We start from the raw sequence: 16,347 nt of genomic DNA, 5'->3' as shown, positions 1-16,347 counted from the left end.
TCGACTGCCCGGTCTCAGCGGCCGTGGCTGTCGGTGTAGGCCAGCAGGGCCAGGAAGCGGGCGCGCTTGATAGCGGTGGCCAGCTGACGCTGATAACGAGCTTTGGTACCGGTGATGCGGCTTGGAACGATTTTGCCGGTCTCGGATACGTAGGCTTTCAGAGTGTTGAGATCTTTGTAATCGATCTCTTTCACGTCTTCAGCGGTGAAGCGGCAGAATTTACGACGACGGAAGAAACGTGCCATGTAATTGGCTCCTTAAAAGGTCCGTGGATTACTCGTCAGCGTTATCGCTGTTGTCGCTGTCATCACTATCAGCGCTTTCAGCGCCTTCGTGCTCAGGACGGTCGCGACGCTCACGGCGCTCACTGCGGTTTTCTTCAGCCTTGAGCATCTCGGATTGGCCAGTAACGGCTTCTTCGCGACGGATGACCAGGTTACGGATCACTGCATCGTTGTAGCGGAAGTTGTCTTCCAGCTCGGCCAGGGCCTTGCCGGTGCACTCAACGTTCAGCATCACGTAGTGAGCCTTGTGAACATTGTTGATTGCGTAGGCCAGTTGACGACGGCCCCAATCTTCCAGACGGTGGATTTTGCCGCCGTCTTCTTCGATCAGCTTGGTGTAACGCTCAACCATGCCGCCGACTTGCTCGCTTTGATCCGGGTGGACCAAAAAGATGATTTCGTAATGACGCATGAATGCTCCTTACGGGTTGTAGCCTGCCGCTCAAAAGCGGTCAGACAAGGAGTGAATGACACTTATGGACCTTGCCACGGTGAGGCACATGCGTGCCTGCCATGAAGGCAAGGGGCGCAATAGTAGAGAAGGAGGCTCTAAGCTGCAAGCTGCAAGTGACAAGCTGCAAGCGCATCGACGCTTAACTTGCAGCTTAGGGCTGATTTACTTGCGTGTAGCGGCGGCTTTTTTCGCGCCGCGCTGGCGCTGGGCCTCGAACAGGCATACGCCGGTCGCCACGGACACGTTGAGGCTGCTGACGCTGCCCGCCATCGGCAAGTTCACCAGGTAGTCACAATGTTCGCGGGTCAGGCGGCGCATGCCTTTGCCTTCGGCACCCATAATCAGGATGGTCGGGCCGGTCAGGTCTTGGTCATAGATGCTGACCTCCGCCTCCCCTGCCGTGCCCACGACCCACAGGCCGCGCTGCTGGAGCTTTTCCAGCGTCCGGGCCAGGTTGGTCACGGCCACTAGCGGGATCACTTCCGCCGCACCGCAGGCCACTTTTCGTACAGTCGGCGTCAGGGTTGCCGACTTGTCCTTGGGCACAATTACCGCCAGCGCACCCGCCGCATCGGCCGAACGCAGGCAAGCGCCGAGGTTGTGCGGGTCGGTCACACCGTCGAGCACCAGCAACAGCGGCGCGCCTTCGGTGCGATCCAGGAGCTCATCGAGCATGGCTTCGCCCCAGACCTGGCTCGGGCTCACATCCGCGACTACGCCCTGGTGCACGCCTTCGACCCAGGCATCCATCTCGCGACGTTCGGCCTGGCCGACCGCAACGCGGTTTTCGTTGGCCAGCTCGATCAGGGTCTGCACCCGCGGATCATTGCGGCCTTCGGCCAGCCAGATCTGCTTGACGCGCTTGGGGTGGTGACGCAGCAACGCTTCCACGGCATGCACGCCGTAGATTTTTTCCAGACTCATGACTTGGCCTTAGGTTTGCGCGCCCCGCCGCTTTTCGCAGCCGGGGCCGAGCCTGCCTTGGGCGGGCCCTTACGGTGTTTACTCGGTTTGCTCAACTTGTCCGACGCTGCGGGCTTTCCCCCAGACGCCGCTTTACCACCGCTTTTCGCTTCGGCCAACAATGCCTGTTTCAATTCACGGCTTTTGCGCAACTCGGCGTTCTTCGCCGCGGCATCGCTTGGGCGATAGGCTTCGCTGGCCTTCTCTTTGGTCGAAGTGCGACGCCCGGTTTTCGCCGGTGCAGGTTCGGCGGCGGCCTTGGCGGCTGGGGCGGTTGCTTCTGCCCCCCGTTTCTTGCGGCCGATCGGCGCGCTGATGGTTTTTTCAGCCATCTCGAAGTCGATCTTGCGCTCGTCCAAATCGACGCGCATGACCCGTACTTCCACGGTGTCGCCCAAGCGGAAGCTACGGCCGGTGCGCTCGCCAGCGAGGCGGTGGTGCACAGGATCGAAGTGGTAGTAATCGCCCGGCAATGCCGTGACGTGAACCAGGCCTTCGACGTAGATATCGGTCAGCTCGACGAACAGACCGAAACCGGTCACGGCGGTAATGACCCCCGGGAACGACTCGCCCACGCGATCTTTCATGAACTCGCACTTGAGCCAGTTCACAACGTCGCGGGTCGCTTCGTCGGCACGGCGTTCGCTCATCGAGCACTGCTCGCCGAGTTGCTCCAGGGCCGCTTCGTCGTACGGATAGATCCGCGCCTTGGGAATGCTCATGGCACCGGCGCGCTTGACGTGCGGGGTGTTCATCTTCGAATGGATCACGCTGCGGATCGCCCGGTGCGTGAGCAAGTCCGGGTAGCGGCGGATCGGCGAGGTGAAGTGGGTATAGGCTTCGTAGTTCAGGCCGAAGTGGCCCTGGTTATCAGCGCTATACACTGCCTGGCTCAACGAGCGCAGCATGACGGTCTGGATCAGGTGGAAATCCGGACGATCCTTGATGCTGGCCAACAGTGCCTGGTAATCCTTCGGCGATGGGCCGTCCTTGCCTTTATGCAGGGACAAACCGAGTTCACCCAGGAAGGCGCGCAGTTTTTCCAGGCGCTCCGGCGGCGGACCATCGTGCACCCGGTACAGAGCTGGAATTTCATGCTTTTTGAGGAATTCCGCGGTGGCCACGTTGGCCGCCAGCATGCACTCTTCGATCAGCTTGTGGGCATCGTTGCGGGTGGTCGGGGTGATTTCCGCGATCTTGCGCTCGGAGCCGAAGATGATTCGGGTTTCCTGGGTTTCAAAGTCGATGGCACCGCGCACATGACGAGCGCCCAGCAGCACCTTGTACAGCGCATAAAGCTGCTTGAGGTGCGGCACGACATGGCCGTACTCACCGCGCAGGGCCTTGGCCTCGCTGGTTTTCGGCTGCTCCAGGATGGTGCTGACCTTGTTGTAGGTCAGGCGCGCCTGAGAGTGGATCACCGCTTCGTAGAACTGGTAATCGGTCATTTCGCCGGTCTTGGACATGGTCATCTCGCACACCATGGCCAAACGGTCGACTTTCGGGTTCAGCGAGCACAAGCCGTTGGACAGTTGCTCCGGCAGCATCGGGATCACGCGCTCGGGGAAGTACACCGAGTTACCGCGTACCTGGGCTTCATTGTCCAGGGCCGAGCCAATCTTCACGTAGCTGGAAACGTCGGCAATCGCCACGTACAACTTCCAGCCGCCGGAGAACAGGCGCAGCTTGCCCGGCTTGGCTTCGCAGTACACCGCATCGTCGAAGTCGCGGGCATCTTCGCCGTCGATGGTGACGAATGGCAGGTGGCGCAGGTCGATGCGCTTCTCTTTGTCCTTTTCCTCGACTTCCGGCTTGAGCTTGGCGGCTTCTTTGAGCACCGCTTCAGGCCAGACATGGGGAATGTCGTAGGTACGCAGCGCGACATCGATTTCCATGCCGGGTGCCATGTAGTTGCCCACCACTTCCACCACATCACCTTGCGGCTGGAAGCGTGGCGTCGGCCAGTGGGTGATTTTCACCTCAACGAATTGGCCGACTTTGGCGCTGGCATTGCGACCCGGAGTCACCAGCACTTCCTGCTGGATCTTCGGATTATCGGCAACCACGAAGCCGATGCCGCCCTCCTCGAAATAGCGACCGACGATTGTCTCGTGGGCACGGGACACCACTTCGACGATCACGCCTTCGCGGCGGCCACGACGATCCAGACCGGAAACACGGGCCAACGCGCGGTCACCATCGAACACTAGGCGCATTTGCGCCGGACTCATGAACAGGTCGTCGCTGCCGTCATCCGGCACCAAGAAGCCAAAGCCGTCACGGTGGCCGCTGATGCGCCCCAGGATCAGGTCGAGCTTGTCCACCGGCGCATAAGTGCCACGGCGCGTGTAGATCAGTTGAGCATCGCGCTCCATGGCACGCAGGCGGCGGCGCAAGGCTTCGAGCTGGTCTTCGGTGGTCAGGCCGAATTCTTCTACCAGTTGCTCGCGGCTAGCAGGCGAACCCCGATCAGCAAGGTGCTGAAGGATCAGTTCACGGCTAGGAATAGGGTTTTCATATTTTTCCGCTTCACGAGCGGCCTCGGGATCGAGGGACTGCCAATCGGCCATTAGAGAGTTTTCACCTTGTCTATATGCGGGTTAGTTTGGCATAGGCGTAATGAAACGGGAAATTTCAGACTCCAAGAGCCCCTTAAAAGCCCTTTGACCTACGCAGAAAACGCATTAGAAGACCGCTTGCGAATTTTTCGCTGGTTTTTTGATAACAGGGGTTTACAGCTCAAAACTGCCTCCGTATAGTGCGCGCCATCGACGACGTAGCCGTTGCCGATACTGCCCAGATGGTGAAATTGGTAGACACGCCAGCTTCAGGTGCTGGTGACCGCAAGGTCGTGGAAGTTCGAGTCTTCTTCTGGGCACCAAATTCAGAGCTTGAGGTTAGTTCAACTTTGAAGCTCACACAAAAACCCGCGAAAGCGGGTTTTTGCATTCCAAGTGTTTGATTTCATTCCAAGTATTCGGTTTATTAAAACGAAAACAGGGGTTTACAGATCAAAACTCTCTCCGTATAGTTCGCCCCATCAACAGCGCGAAAATGTTGTTGATACTGCCCAGATGGTGAAATTGGTAGACACGCCAGCTTCAGGTGCTGGTGACCGCAAGGTCGTGGAAGTTCGAGTCTTCTTCTGGGCACCAATTCAAGCATCAGCCTTCCACGCTGGTGTTTCACAAAAACCCGCGAAAGCGGGTTTTTGCATTTCTGGCTTTTTGATTTGCAAAACTGCGTACACCTCCTCAGCAAGCCCTCCCCATTTCCCTCCTCGGCAGTCAAGCGGTATCCATCCGCACTTGAGAAACAATATCGTTTATTATTGTTACAAGTTTTTGCAATGCGACCGCGAGGAACCCTGCGAATGATGCTTCGATATACCCGACGTGCAACCTCCCTTCTACGTGGCTTGATCCTCTCCCTGCTGGGCCTGGCCCTGTTCGCACCACTCGCCCAGGCTGGCGACCCGGTCACCCTGACGCTCTACAACGGCCAGCACAAGGAAGTGGGGGACGCCGTGGCCAAGGCGTTTGAGGCCAAGACCGGTATTCACGTCAACGTGCGCAAGGGCAGCAGCAACCAGCTCGCCAGCCAGATCGTCGAAGAAGGCGACCGCTCCCCCGCCGATGTGATCTACACCGAGGAGTCCCCTCCCCTGAACAAACTCGGTGAACAAGGCCTGCTGGCCAAAGCCGACGACGCCACACTCACCGTGTTGCCCAAGGACTACGTGGCGAGCAATGGCACCTGGATCGGCGTGACCGCTCGTGTGCGCGTGGTGGCGTTCAACCCGAAACTGATCGACGAAAAAGACCTGCCCAAAACCGTGCTGGATTTCGCCAACCCCGAGTGGCAGGGCAAAGTCGGCTTCGTGCCCACCAGCGGCGCGTTCCAGGAACAAGCGGTGGCGATCATCAAATTACATGGCATGGACGCGGCCGAAGAATGGCTCACCGGCCTGCGCGCTTTCGGCAAAACCTACAGCAACAACATGGTGGCGCTCAAAGCCGTGGAGAACGGTGAAGTCGCCACCGTGCTGGTGAACAACTACTACTGGTTCGCCCTGCAACGGGAAAAAGGCCAGCTCGACTCCAAACTGCACTACTTCACCGATGGCGACGCCGGCGGGCTGATTACCGTGTCTAGCGCTGCGGTCATCAAGTCCAGCAAATACCCAAAAGAAGCCCAACAGTTGCTCGCCTACATGGTCAGCGAAGAAGGCCAGCGCGTGATTACCCAGACCACCGCCGAATATCCGCTGCATAAAGGCATGGAGTCGGATCGCGGGCTCAAGCCGTTCAGTGAACTGCAGGCGCCGAAAGTCACCCCGGCGGACCTGGGCAACGCCGAAGAAGCCCTGGACCTGGAACGTGACGTTGGCCTGAACTGATGGGCACATCGCTGCGCGCGCGCGCCCAAGGCTCGAACTATGTGCCCGGGCGCAAACGCCCCTCGATCTGGCTGCTGCTACCGGTGTTGCTGCTGATCGGCCTCAGCTTGCTGCCCCTGCTATATGTGGGGCTCAAGGCCTGGCAGGCCGGCTGGGCCGAGGCGGTGCATCTGCTGTGGCGGCCTTATGTGCTGCGCCTGCTGAGCAACACCTTACTGCTGATGGTTGGCGTGACGATGGCTTGCGGGGTCATTGGCCTGTCGCTGGCCTGGTTGCTGGAGCGCAGCAACCTACCTGGGCGACGCCTGTGGGGCGTGATCCTGTGCTTGCCGTTCGCGGTACCGGCGTTTGTCAGCAGCTTCACCTGGGTATCTTTGAGCGCCAGTTTCGAGGGCCTGGGCGGGGCGATTCTCGTAATGACCCTGTCCAAGTACCCGCTGGTGTTTTTGCCGGTGGCGGCGACGCTGCGCAACCTCGACCCATCCCTGGAGGAGTCCGCCCGCACCCTGGGGCAAAACCGCTGGGGAGTGTTCTTTCGTGTCACCTTGCCCCTGCTCTGGCCATCGTTGCTGGCCGGCTCACTGCTGATTGCCCTGCACATGCTGGTGGAGTTCGGCGCCCTGTCGATCATTGGCCTGCAAACCTTTACCACGGCGATTTACCAGCAGTTTGAACTGGAGTTCAGCAACGCCAACGCTGCGATGCTCTCGGCAGTGCTGCTCGCCCTCTGCCTGGTGCTGCTGTGGCTGGAGTTACGGGTACGCGGCAAGGGCCGCCACGTGCGCACCGGCCAAGGCGCGGCGCGCCAAGCAGAGCAGGTGCGCCTGGGCAAATGGGCACTGATGGGGCAGGCCTATTGCCTGATGCTGGCGATCATTGGCAGCGGTGTGCCCCTGGGGATGCTGGCTTATTGGTTGGCGGTGGGGTCTTCGGCGGCCTTTCCCGTGGCGGCCATCAGCGAGGCCTTGCTCTCGTCCCTGGCCCTGTCCCTGGGCGGCGCGGCGCTGTGCCTAGTGCTGGCGGTGCCCGTCGGCTTGCTGGTGGTGCGCTACAAAGGTGCCTTGGCCCTGTGGGCCGAACGCCTGCCGTACCTACTGCACGCTCTGCCGGGACTGGTGATCGCACTGACCCTGGTGTTCTTCGCCCTCCATTACGTGCCCGTGCTTTATCAGACGTCGGCCTTGCTGCTGATCGCCTACGCCCTGTTGTTTCTGCCCTTGGCGCAGGCACCGATCCGCACCGCACTAAACAAAGCCGCGCCGCAATTGGAGGAAGCCGCACGCACCCTTGGCGCCAGCTCCTTCAGCGCGTTTTGCCGGGTGACCCTGCCGATCATCTTCCCGGCCCTGGGCGCTGCGTTTGCGCTGGTGTTCCTGGATGCCATGAAAGAGCTCACCGCGACCCTGCTGCTCAGCCCCACCGGGCTCAACACCCTGGCCACCGAGGTGTGGGCGCATACGGCGAATGTGGAGTTCGCCGCCGCCGCACCCTATGCGGCGCTGCTGATCCTGGTGTCGGGGTTACCGGTGTATTTGCTGACGACGCGGATGTACCTGAGCCGTTGAAATAGGCCTGGTGGCTGTGGGAGGGAGCCCGCTCCCACAGAAGATCTACAACCCACCTAAGCCTTGAACTGCCCCAAGCTCGCCTTCAGCTGCGCCGCGAGGCCATCGAGCACCTTGCCGCTGGCCGTAGTCTCTATCACCGCTTGCGCCGCTTGCTCGGCCTGAGCGTGGATGGTTTCAACCCGTCCCCGCACCGCGTGCGCGCCCTGAGCCTGATGCGCCGCCGCCTGCGTCGCCAGGCCAATGGCCGCGTGAACTTGCTCCACCGATGACTGCACCGATTGCTGCAAGCGTGCACTGTCGCGCAGCACCAACAAGCCTTCACTGGCCTGGCGCCCGGCCTGACCAATCGCAGCCACCGCCTCCCGCGCGCCCTGCTGCAAGGCGCCGATGTGGGCCTGGATATCGCCGGTGGAACTCTGGGTCTTGCTGGCCAGCGCGCGCACCTCGTCGGCCACCACCGCGAAACCGCGCCCGGTTTCACCGGCTCGCGCCGCCTCGATAGCCGCGTTCAACGCCAACAGGTTGGTCTGCTCGGCGATCCCGTGGATCACCGTCAGCACCACCTCGATCTGCTCGCTCTGCTGCGCCAGGCGCTCGATAACCTTGGCCCCGGTGTCCACCTGCCCGGCCAGCGCCTCAATCAGGCTACCCACCTGAGCCGAAGTGCGAGTGTTCTCGTCCGTGGCCTGGCGGATCTCCACCACTTGCTGCAATGCCGACTGCATGGCCTGGCTCTCTGCCTGCGCTTCATCGGCCATCTGCGACAGCGCCCGCAGGCTTTCGGCCACTTCGTCGCGCTGGGACGCGGCCGCCGCATCGGCACCCGCATTGCGCCGGGTCATGGCGCCGATTTCCACGCCAGTACGCTGGGCCACATCGCCCGCCTCGCGCACGATGGGCTGCAATTTATCCACAAAGCGATTGACCGCCGAGGCCATGTCGCCGATTTCATCCTTGCTGTTGATTTGCACACGCTTGGTCAGGTCGCCGTCCCCGGCCGCCAGATCGTCCATGGCCGCAATCAGCAGGTGCAAGCGATTGACCACCCGACGCCCCAGCACCACAGCCAATAGCAGCAAGACGCCAAAGCCCACCAGGGCCAGGGCCAGGCCAATGCGCCAGCGCAACGTCGCCGCCGCTTCCTGCACGGTGCTGGCGGTGTTGTCTTTCATTGCCGCCGCCGTGCCCTGGGCAGATTGCAGGCGCGCGCGCATAGCCGTGGCGCTGTCAGCCGCCGCGCCCTTGAGGCTGTCATCCACCAATTGGTCGCTGCTGGCGATCAACGCGCTAAAGCGTTTGTCCAGCGCCGCCAGGTCGGTTTCCACCGACGCTGTCGACACGCCCATCAGCACCTTGCCGATTTCCACGCCATTGGGGTTGATGGAGGCTTCCAGGTAGTACACCGACTTATCGTTCTTCGCCGCGTCCAGCACCTTATCCAGCGCCCGCTCGCCTTGGCCTTTTTCCAGAAGGGCCTTGTTGATCGGGTTTTCCCGGTTCAGGTAGCGGGTCAGATGCTGGCCCGTAGCGTCGTCATACACCACGAACAACACGTTGGGGTTGCGCTGCGCGCGTCGTGCGAATTCAGACAGGGTTGGCACATCGTTGTCCCACATGGCGCGCGGCGCCACGGAGGCCAGGAGCTGGGCCATATCGTTAGCCGAATCCTGAAGGTCTTTCTCCAACGTGGCGCGAAGTTGCGCCTGCTCATCTTCCAGGCGCGACGAAAGCCCCGCCGTGAGGCGCTGACGCGTGCTGCTGGAGAGACCGTCGAGACTCGACGTCACCTCGCGCCCGGCCTGCTCCAATTCACCCGAAAGCTTCTGGCTATCCACACCCAACCGATTGGCCAAATCGGCCTCCAACGCGGTCACCGTGCTCCGAGTTAGTGCAACGGCCACCAGCACTTGCACCAAAAGAGCGATACCAAGGGTAACGAACACCGGTCGCAACAGCCGGCTTTGTAACAATGAGAGAACGGCAGACATTGGGAATCCCTCCACCTAGGGTGCTATTAAATTGATAGCACCACCAAAGAGGGAAACACAGCAAGGGTCGTGCCGCTTGTCAGGCAGAAACGACAAAGGGCCCAATCGAGGGCCCTTTGCTTTTTACATCAACAGCTTATTACGCGAACGGATGACGCAGAACGATGGTTTCGTTGCGGTCCGGGCCCGTCGAAATAATGTCGATCGGCGCGCCGATCAGCTCTTCGACGCGTTTGATGTAAGCACGGGCGTTGGCAGGCAGCTCTTCCAGCGTCTTGGCGCCCACGGTGGACTCGGTCCAGCCCGGCACTTCTTCGTACACAGGCTGCAGGCCCACGTAGCTGTCAGCGTCAGTCGGGGCTACGTCTTTACCTTCTGCATCTTTGTAGCCGATGCAGATGTTGATGGCTTCCAGACCGTCGAGTACGTCCAGCTTGGTCAGGCAGATGCCCGAAATGCTGTTCACGTCGATAGCGCGACGCAGGATAACGGCGTCGAACCAACCACAACGACGAGCGCGACCGGTGGTGGCACCGAACTCGTGACCTTGTTTGGCCAGGTGCGCGCCGACTTCGTCGAACAGCTCGGTCGGGAACGGGCCCGAACCGACGCGCGTGGTGTAAGCCTTGGTGATGCCCAGGATGTAGTCCAGGAACATAGGGCCCACACCCGAACCGGTAGCAACGCCGCCCGCGGTGGTGTTGGAGCTGGTTACATAGGGGTAGGTACCGTGGTCGATGTCCAGCAACGAGCCCTGGGCGCCTTCGAACATGATGTCTTTGCCAGCACGACGCAGGTCGTGCAGCTCGGCCGTCACGTCCAGCATCAGCGGCTTGAGCAGCTCGGCGTACTCCTTGCACTCGGCCAGGGTCTTGTCGAAGTCGATGGCCGGCTCTTTGTAGTAACCCACCAGCATGAAGTTGTGGTAATCCACCAGTTCACGCAGCTTGTCTTCAAAACGTGGCATGTTGAGCAGGTCGCCCACACGCAGGCCACGACGCGCAACCTTGTCTTCGTAAGCCGGGCCGATGCCGCGACCGGTGGTACCGATCTTCAACTCGCCACGGGCCTTTTCACGGGCTTGGTCCAGCGCAACGTGGAAGGACAGGATCAACGGGCAGGAAGGGCTGATACGCAGGCGCTCACGCACCGGTACGCCTTTCTCTTCCAGCTTGGTGATTTCCCGCAGCAGGGCGTCCGGTGCAACCACCACGCCGTTGCCGATCAGGCACTGCACGCCTTCGCGCAGTACTCCCGACGGGATCAGGTGCAAGACGGTTTTCTCGCCGTCGATCACCAGGGTGTGGCCCGCGTTGTGGCCACCTTGGTAGCGCACTACGGCGGCAGCATGTTCGGTCAGCAGATCAACGATCTTGCCTTTGCCCTCATCACCCCATTGGGTGCCCAGGACTACGACATTCTTACCCATAACACTTGTCCTCATTCGCGCAAACTTGGTGCCGGCAGCCGCCGGCAGGAAAACTCAAGAAGCCAGCGGCAATACTTGCCAAAGCCCGTTCTGCTGAATCAATTGCCGGTCGCAGTCCGCTTCACGGGCGGCGGCCAACAGCTGCCCAGGCAAGGCCTGGACAACGCGCTGACCCTCACTGCGCAACTGGCAAACGTGCTGCCAGAGTGCTGCATCCGTACTGTCAGGCATCCAGATACCGCCAGACGGTAGCTCGATCTCAGCACGCCCCAGGGTCACCAGGGTTTTCAAATCGGTGGAAAAACCAGTCGCTGGACGGGCACGACCAAAATCGGCGCCGATATCGTCGTAGCGACCGCCCTGGGCGATGGATTGACCCACGCCCGGTACGAACACGGCGAACACCACGCCGGTGTGGTAGTGGTAACCGCGCAGCTCGCCCAGGTCAAAATACAGCGGCAACTGGGGGAAACGCGCGGACAGACGCTCGGCAATCGCCAGCAAATCGTCCAGCGCCGCCAGTACCGGGGCCGGCGCGTTCGCCAGGCGCACACGGGCGGCCTCCAGCACTTCGCGACTGCCACACAGGTCAACCAGCGCCCGCAGCATTGCGGCCAATTCGGCCGGCAGGCCTTCGGTCAGCGCGATCACTTCGTCAATGGCCTTGCGTTGCAGGGCGTCGAACAACTGCTGCTCCACTTCGCCGGACAGACCGGCGGCGCGTGCCAGGCCACGATAGATGCCGACATGCCCCAGGTCCATGTGCACATCCGGCACATCGGCCAGTTGTAGCATGGCCAGCATCAGGCTAATGACTTCCACGTCGCTGCTGGGGCTGGCATCGCCGTACAACTCGGCGCCCAACTGGATTGGGCTGCGCGAGGAGGACAACGCACGCGGCTGCGCATGCAGCACGCTACCGGCGTAGCACAGGCGGCTTGGGCCTTCGCGGCGCAGGGTGTGCGCATCGATGCGCGCCACCTGCGGCGTGATGTCTGCGCGAAACCCCATCTGCCGACCCGATTGCGGGTCGATGACCTTGAAGGTGCGCAGATCCAGGTCCTGGCCAGCACCGGTCAACAGGGATTCCAGGTACTCGATATGAGGGGTTACGACAAACTCGTAGCCCCAGCTCTGGAACAGATCCAACACCTGGCGGCGCGCTACTTCGATGCGCGCCGCTTCAGGCGGCAGTACTTCTTCGATGCCATCTGGCAGCAGCCAGCGGTCTACCGTTGCCATTACGCCATTCCCCTATGATCCGGGCGGCGAGCCGTCGGGCTAGCCTTGAGTGAAGCAGAAAATGGTTACCTGCCGCCCAAGAGCGACGGGGCGAAAGGCCTGAAATCGGCTTCGCCACCACATTCCTCGAAAAAACTGTCGAGCCAATCAACTCGTTCTGAAGCAATCAAACATGCAGACGCAAAAAAGCCGGGAATTTCCCGGCTGCCGCATCATACACCCGTTTTCCCAAAGGATCACCCCGCCAAGCGCTTTAGCCGCTCGACGGGGTGTCGCAGGGGTCAAGGCTTGGCTTTTTCCAGGTAGCGGAAAAAGTCGCTGCTTGGGTCAAGCACCATGACATCGGTTTTGTTCGCGAAGCTTTCACGGTAGGCACGCAGGCTACGGTAAAACGCGTAGAACTCCTGATCCTGGCCGTAGGCCTTGGCGTAGATCGCCGCTGCCTGGGCATCACCATCACCGCGCGCCTCTTCAGACTCGCGATAGGCTTCAGCCAGCAGTACGCGACGCTGACGATCGGCGTCGGCACGGATGCCTTCTGCCAGTTCGTTACCTTTGGCGCGGTGCTCGCGAGCTTCACGCTCACGCTCTGTGCTCATCCTCTCGAACACGCTGCGGTTCACTTCCTTCGGCAGGTCGATGGCCTTGACCCGGACGTCGATCACTTCGATGCCCAGCTCTTTCTCGGCCATCTTGTTGAGCGAAGCGGTGATATCCGCCATCAGCGCATCGCGCTCGCCGGACACCACTTCGTGCAACGTACGCTTACCGAACTGGTCGCGCAGGCCCGATTCCAAACGACGGGACAGACGTTCGTCAGCAATCTGCTTGAGGCCGGAAGTCGCGGTGTAGAAGCGCTCAGCATCTTTCACGCGCCACTTGGCAAAAGCATCGACCATGACGGCTTTCTTTTCCAGTGTCAGGAAGCGCTGTGTCGGCGCATCCAGCGTCATCAGGCGAGCATCGAACTTACGCACCTGGTTGACGTATGGCACTTTCACATGCAGGCCCGGTTGGACATCAGCCTGGACCACCCGACCGAACTGCAGCAACACCGCACGCTCGGTCTGAGCCACGATGTAGAAGCAGTTCCAGGCAGCGATCGCCACGACGACGCCGACAATAAGGGCGATCAGCGATTTATTGCTCATCAGCGACTCTCCCTGGAACGCGTTGGCTGTGGCTGCGAATCCGCGCCGCTGTGCGTGCCCGCATCATTGTTGCTGGCTGCGGCGGCGCCAGTTACTGGCGAGGAGCCAGTGCGGCCACTTTCGATCATCTTGTCGAGCGGCAGGTAAAGCAGGTTGCTCTGGCCACCTTTATTACCGGTCACCAACACTTTACTGGTGTTGCTGAAGACTTCCTGCATGGTGTCCAGGTACAGACGCTCGCGGGTGACTTCAGGGGCTTTGCGGTACTCAGCCACCAGTTTGGTAAAGCGGTCGGCTTCACCCTTGGCGCGGGAAACCACTTCATCGCGATAACCGTTGGCATCCTCGATGATGCGCTGGGCCTGACCACGGGCTTCCGGCACGACGCCGTTGGCGTAGGTTTCAGCCTGGTTGCGCGAACGCTGCTCATCTTCGCGGGCGCGGATCACGTCATCGAAGGCTTCCTGCACTTCGCGCGGTGCAGCAGCGCTCTGTACGTTGACCTGAGTAACGGTGATACCGGTGCGGTAAGTGTCGAGGAAGCGTTGCAGACGCTCCTTGATTTCGCTCGCCATCAATTCACGACCTTCGGTCAGCACCTGATCCATCGCGGTGGAACCCACCACATGGCGCAGAGCACTCTCGGTCGCGTGCTGCAGGCTGATTTCCGGCTGATCGACGTTCAGCACGAAATCCCGCAGGTTGCTGATTTTGTACTGCACGGTCAAAGGGACTTCGACGATGTTCTCGTCTTCGGTCAGCATTTGGCCTTGCTTGGTATAGGCACGCTCACGCGTGACGTTTTCCATGTACTTCTTATCAATCGGCGGGAAGTAGATGTTCAGGCCCGGGCCGACAGTCTCGTAGTATTTGCCGAAGCGCAGCACCACGGCCTGCTCCTGCTCGTCCACGACGTAGACGGCGCTGTACAACCAAACGGCTGCCAGCACGACAAGCCCCAGGCCGAGCAGGCCGTAGCCACCACCCTTGCCAGAGCTGCCATTGCCGTCGTCACTGCCACGTTTTTTTCCACCACCGAACAACCCGTTCAGGCTTTCCTGTAGCTTTCGGAAGGCCTCGTCGAGATCTGGTGGCCCCTTGCGGTCGCCATTATTGCGGCGCTTACCACCCCAAGGATCCTGATTATTCGAGTTGCCACCCGGCTCATTCCAAGCCATAGCGCTCTCCATCTGATAAAGCAAAGACGCGCCCACGGCGCGTCGGCCAATGCTACAGAATGCCTACGACAGCGGCACAACCGCTTTTCCAGGCTTTTATTGCAAAGTGTGTTGCTCGAGAAACTCCATCGGTTGCAAGCCCTCGCGACTGACCAGTCGATTCAACTCGATCCGGGGCAGGCGCACAGCCAGCAAACTCAGGCCTTCTTCGTCGTGTTCTTCTTTCTGTACCGCACCCGCTGCGAAGAACTGAGCACGCAGTCGAGCAAAACGCTGAGGCAAGCGCAAGGTGCCGACGAACAAATCGTTGCCGAGCAATTCCGCGATAGCTTGCTTGAGCAGATCCAACCCTTGACCGTCCCGCGCCGACAACCAGACCCGCTGCGGCTTGCCATCGGCATCGCGCTGGATCTGCGGCTCTACACCTTCGAGCAAATCGAGTTTGTTATAGACCTCGAGGATGGGCAAGTCCTGGGCGCCAATCTCACCCAGCACCACCATCACCTGCTCGATTTGTAGCATGCGGTCGGGTTCGGCGGCATCGATCACATGCAACAACAGGTCGGAGTTGCTCGACTCTTCGAGCGTGGCCCGAAAGGCCTCGACCAGTTTGTGAGGCAAGTGCCGGATAAAACCAACGGTGTCGGCCAGGACAATCGGCCCCAGGTCATCCAGGTCCAGGCGACGCAAGGTCGGGTCGAGCGTGGCGAAGAGTTGATCCGCCGCATACACGTCCGATTGCGTCACCGAGTTAAATAGCGTGGATTTGCCGGCGTTGGTATAGCCCACCAGCGAAACCGTGGGGATATCCGCACGCTTGCGCCCTCGACGGGACTGCTCGCGCTGGCTGCGCACCTTCTCCAGCCGCCCCTTGATCTGCCGCAGGCGAACCCGCAACAGACGCCGGTCGGTTTCAAGCTGAGTTTCACCCGGGCCGCGCAGGCCGATGCCACCCTTTTGCCGCTCAAGGTGGGTCCAACCGCGCACCAGACGCGTACTCATGTGCTCAAGCTGGGCCAGTTCTACCTGGAGCTTGCCTTCATGGGTGCGGGCACGTTGGGCAAAGATGTCGAGAATCAAACCCGTGCGGTCGATCACGCGACACTCGAAAACACGTTCGAGGTTACGTTCCTGACTGGGCGTGAGGATGTGATTGAAAATGACCAGATCGACCTGTTCGGCGCTGACCAGGTCGCGCAGTTCCTCGACCTTGCCGCTGCCAATCAGGTATTTGGCGGTTGGCCGATGACGCGGCACGTTAAAGAACGCAACGGTCTCGGCGCCGGCCGATAGAGCCAACTCCTGAAACTCCTGCGGATCTTCGCGCGCCTCAGGGTCCTGTCCATCCAAGTGAACGAGGATTGCCCGCTCACCACCACCGTGGCGCTCAAAGAACAAAGGAGACTCCTATCAGGCGTTACCTGGAGCAGGATCAGCGTCGCCCTGTTCGTTTTCGGTTGCGCTAGGCAGACGAATTGGACGAACCGGCACTACTGTGGAGATAGCGTGCTTGTACACCATCTGGCTGACGGTGTTCTTGAGCAGGATGACGAACTGGTCGAAGGATTCGATCGTGCCTTGCAGCTTGATCCCGTTGACCAGATAGATGGAAACCCCCACTTTCTCTTTACGTAAAGTATTCAAGTAAGGGTCTTGTAGCGAATGCCCTTTTGACATGTGCCGCACTCCTT

At 60.6% G+C, this 16,347-nt stretch carries 13 protein-coding genes and 2 tRNA genes; 4 read left to right on the top strand and 11 right to left on the bottom strand.

Annotation, left to right across the window (positions count from 1 at the left end; genetic code table 11):
- Positions 1 to 14: 14 nt before the first annotated feature.
- From rpsR to rnr, 4 genes are all read right to left on the bottom strand, one after another.
- The gene (gene rpsR / locus CKW13_RS14765) at positions 15 to 245 is read right to left on the bottom strand and encodes a 30S ribosomal protein S18 (RefSeq protein ID WP_002551829.1); all 231 of its coding nucleotides are present in this window, start codon (positions 243 to 245) and stop codon (positions 15 to 17) included.
- Positions 246 to 273: 28 nt separating this feature from the next.
- A complete protein-coding gene (gene rpsF / locus CKW13_RS14760) occupies positions 274 to 696 on the bottom strand; it encodes a 30S ribosomal protein S6 (RefSeq protein ID WP_003217491.1) in 423 nt (140 codons plus the stop codon).
- Between the two features lie 204 nt (positions 697 to 900).
- Positions 901 to 1,662: a 23S rRNA (guanosine(2251)-2'-O)-methyltransferase RlmB gene (gene rlmB / locus CKW13_RS14755; RefSeq protein ID WP_095109364.1), complete on the bottom strand. Its 762-nt coding sequence runs from the start codon at positions 1,660 to 1,662 to the stop codon at positions 901 to 903.
- Positions 1,659 to 4,271 carry a ribonuclease R gene (gene rnr / locus CKW13_RS14750; RefSeq protein ID WP_095109363.1) on the bottom strand — a complete coding sequence of 871 codons (2,613 nt, stop codon included), beginning with the start codon at positions 4,269 to 4,271 and terminating at the stop codon, positions 1,659 to 1,661. The genes rlmB and rnr overlap by 4 nt, the downstream gene beginning before the upstream one ends.
- Before the next feature lie 224 nt (positions 4,272 to 4,495).
- On the opposite strand from rnr, the gene CKW13_RS14745 reads away from it, so the two are divergent.
- The 4 genes from CKW13_RS14745 to CKW13_RS14730 all read left to right on the top strand — a co-directional run bounded on the left by CKW13_RS14745 (position 4,496) and on the right by CKW13_RS14730 (position 7,665).
- Positions 4,496 to 4,582, top strand: a tRNA-Leu gene (locus tag CKW13_RS14745).
- Between the two features lie 187 nt (positions 4,583 to 4,769).
- Positions 4,770 to 4,856: transfer RNA gene (locus CKW13_RS14740), tRNA-Leu, on the top strand.
- A 218-nt stretch (positions 4,857 to 5,074) separates the two neighbouring features.
- Positions 5,075 to 6,100, top strand: a complete 1,026-nt coding sequence (locus tag CKW13_RS14735; protein WP_095109362.1) for an extracellular solute-binding protein — start codon at positions 5,075 to 5,077, stop codon at positions 6,098 to 6,100.
- Positions 6,100 to 7,665, top strand: coding sequence for an iron ABC transporter permease (locus tag CKW13_RS14730; protein WP_095109361.1), 1,566 nt, complete (start codon positions 6,100 to 6,102; stop codon positions 7,663 to 7,665). The genes CKW13_RS14735 and CKW13_RS14730 overlap by 1 nt, the downstream gene beginning before the upstream one ends.
- Before the next feature lie 56 nt (positions 7,666 to 7,721).
- Here the strand turns inward: CKW13_RS14730 and CKW13_RS14725 are convergent, their stop codons facing one another.
- The 7 genes from CKW13_RS14725 to hfq form a co-directional block, all read right to left on the bottom strand.
- The gene (locus tag CKW13_RS14725) at positions 7,722 to 9,656 is read right to left on the bottom strand and encodes a methyl-accepting chemotaxis protein (RefSeq protein WP_095109360.1); all 1,935 of its coding nucleotides are present in this window, start codon (positions 9,654 to 9,656) and stop codon (positions 7,722 to 7,724) included.
- A 139-nt stretch (positions 9,657 to 9,795) separates the two neighbouring features.
- A complete protein-coding gene (locus tag CKW13_RS14720) occupies positions 9,796 to 11,085 on the bottom strand; it encodes an adenylosuccinate synthase (RefSeq protein ID WP_095109359.1) in 1,290 nt (429 codons plus the stop codon).
- A 54-nt stretch (positions 11,086 to 11,139) separates the two neighbouring features.
- A complete protein-coding gene (locus CKW13_RS14715) occupies positions 11,140 to 12,327 on the bottom strand; it encodes an ATP phosphoribosyltransferase regulatory subunit (protein WP_095109358.1) in 1,188 nt (395 codons plus the stop codon).
- Positions 12,328 to 12,608: 281 nt separating this feature from the next.
- Entirely contained in the window at positions 12,609 to 13,478 is an 870-nt protein-coding gene (gene hflC / locus CKW13_RS14710) for a protease modulator HflC (RefSeq protein WP_095109357.1), read from the bottom strand.
- A complete protein-coding gene (gene hflK, locus CKW13_RS14705; protein ID WP_095109356.1) occupies positions 13,478 to 14,656 on the bottom strand; it encodes an FtsH protease activity modulator HflK in 1,179 nt (392 codons plus the stop codon). The genes hflC and hflK overlap by 1 nt, the downstream gene beginning before the upstream one ends.
- A 96-nt stretch (positions 14,657 to 14,752) precedes the next feature.
- Positions 14,753 to 16,054 (bottom strand): ribosome rescue GTPase HflX, encoded by a 1,302-nt coding sequence (hflX, locus tag CKW13_RS14700; RefSeq protein WP_095109355.1) that lies wholly within the window; start codon positions 16,052 to 16,054, stop codon positions 14,753 to 14,755.
- Between the two features lie 12 nt (positions 16,055 to 16,066).
- Positions 16,067 to 16,333: an RNA chaperone Hfq gene (gene hfq / locus CKW13_RS14695; RefSeq protein WP_095109354.1), complete on the bottom strand. Its 267-nt coding sequence runs from the start codon at positions 16,331 to 16,333 to the stop codon at positions 16,067 to 16,069.
- Positions 16,334 to 16,347 lie beyond the last annotated feature (14 nt).

Source organism: Pseudomonas sp. Irchel 3E20, assembly GCF_900187645.1.
Taxonomy (GTDB): domain Bacteria; phylum Pseudomonadota; class Gammaproteobacteria; order Pseudomonadales; family Pseudomonadaceae; genus Aquipseudomonas.
This window is presented reverse-complemented; position numbering and strand designations above follow the sequence as displayed.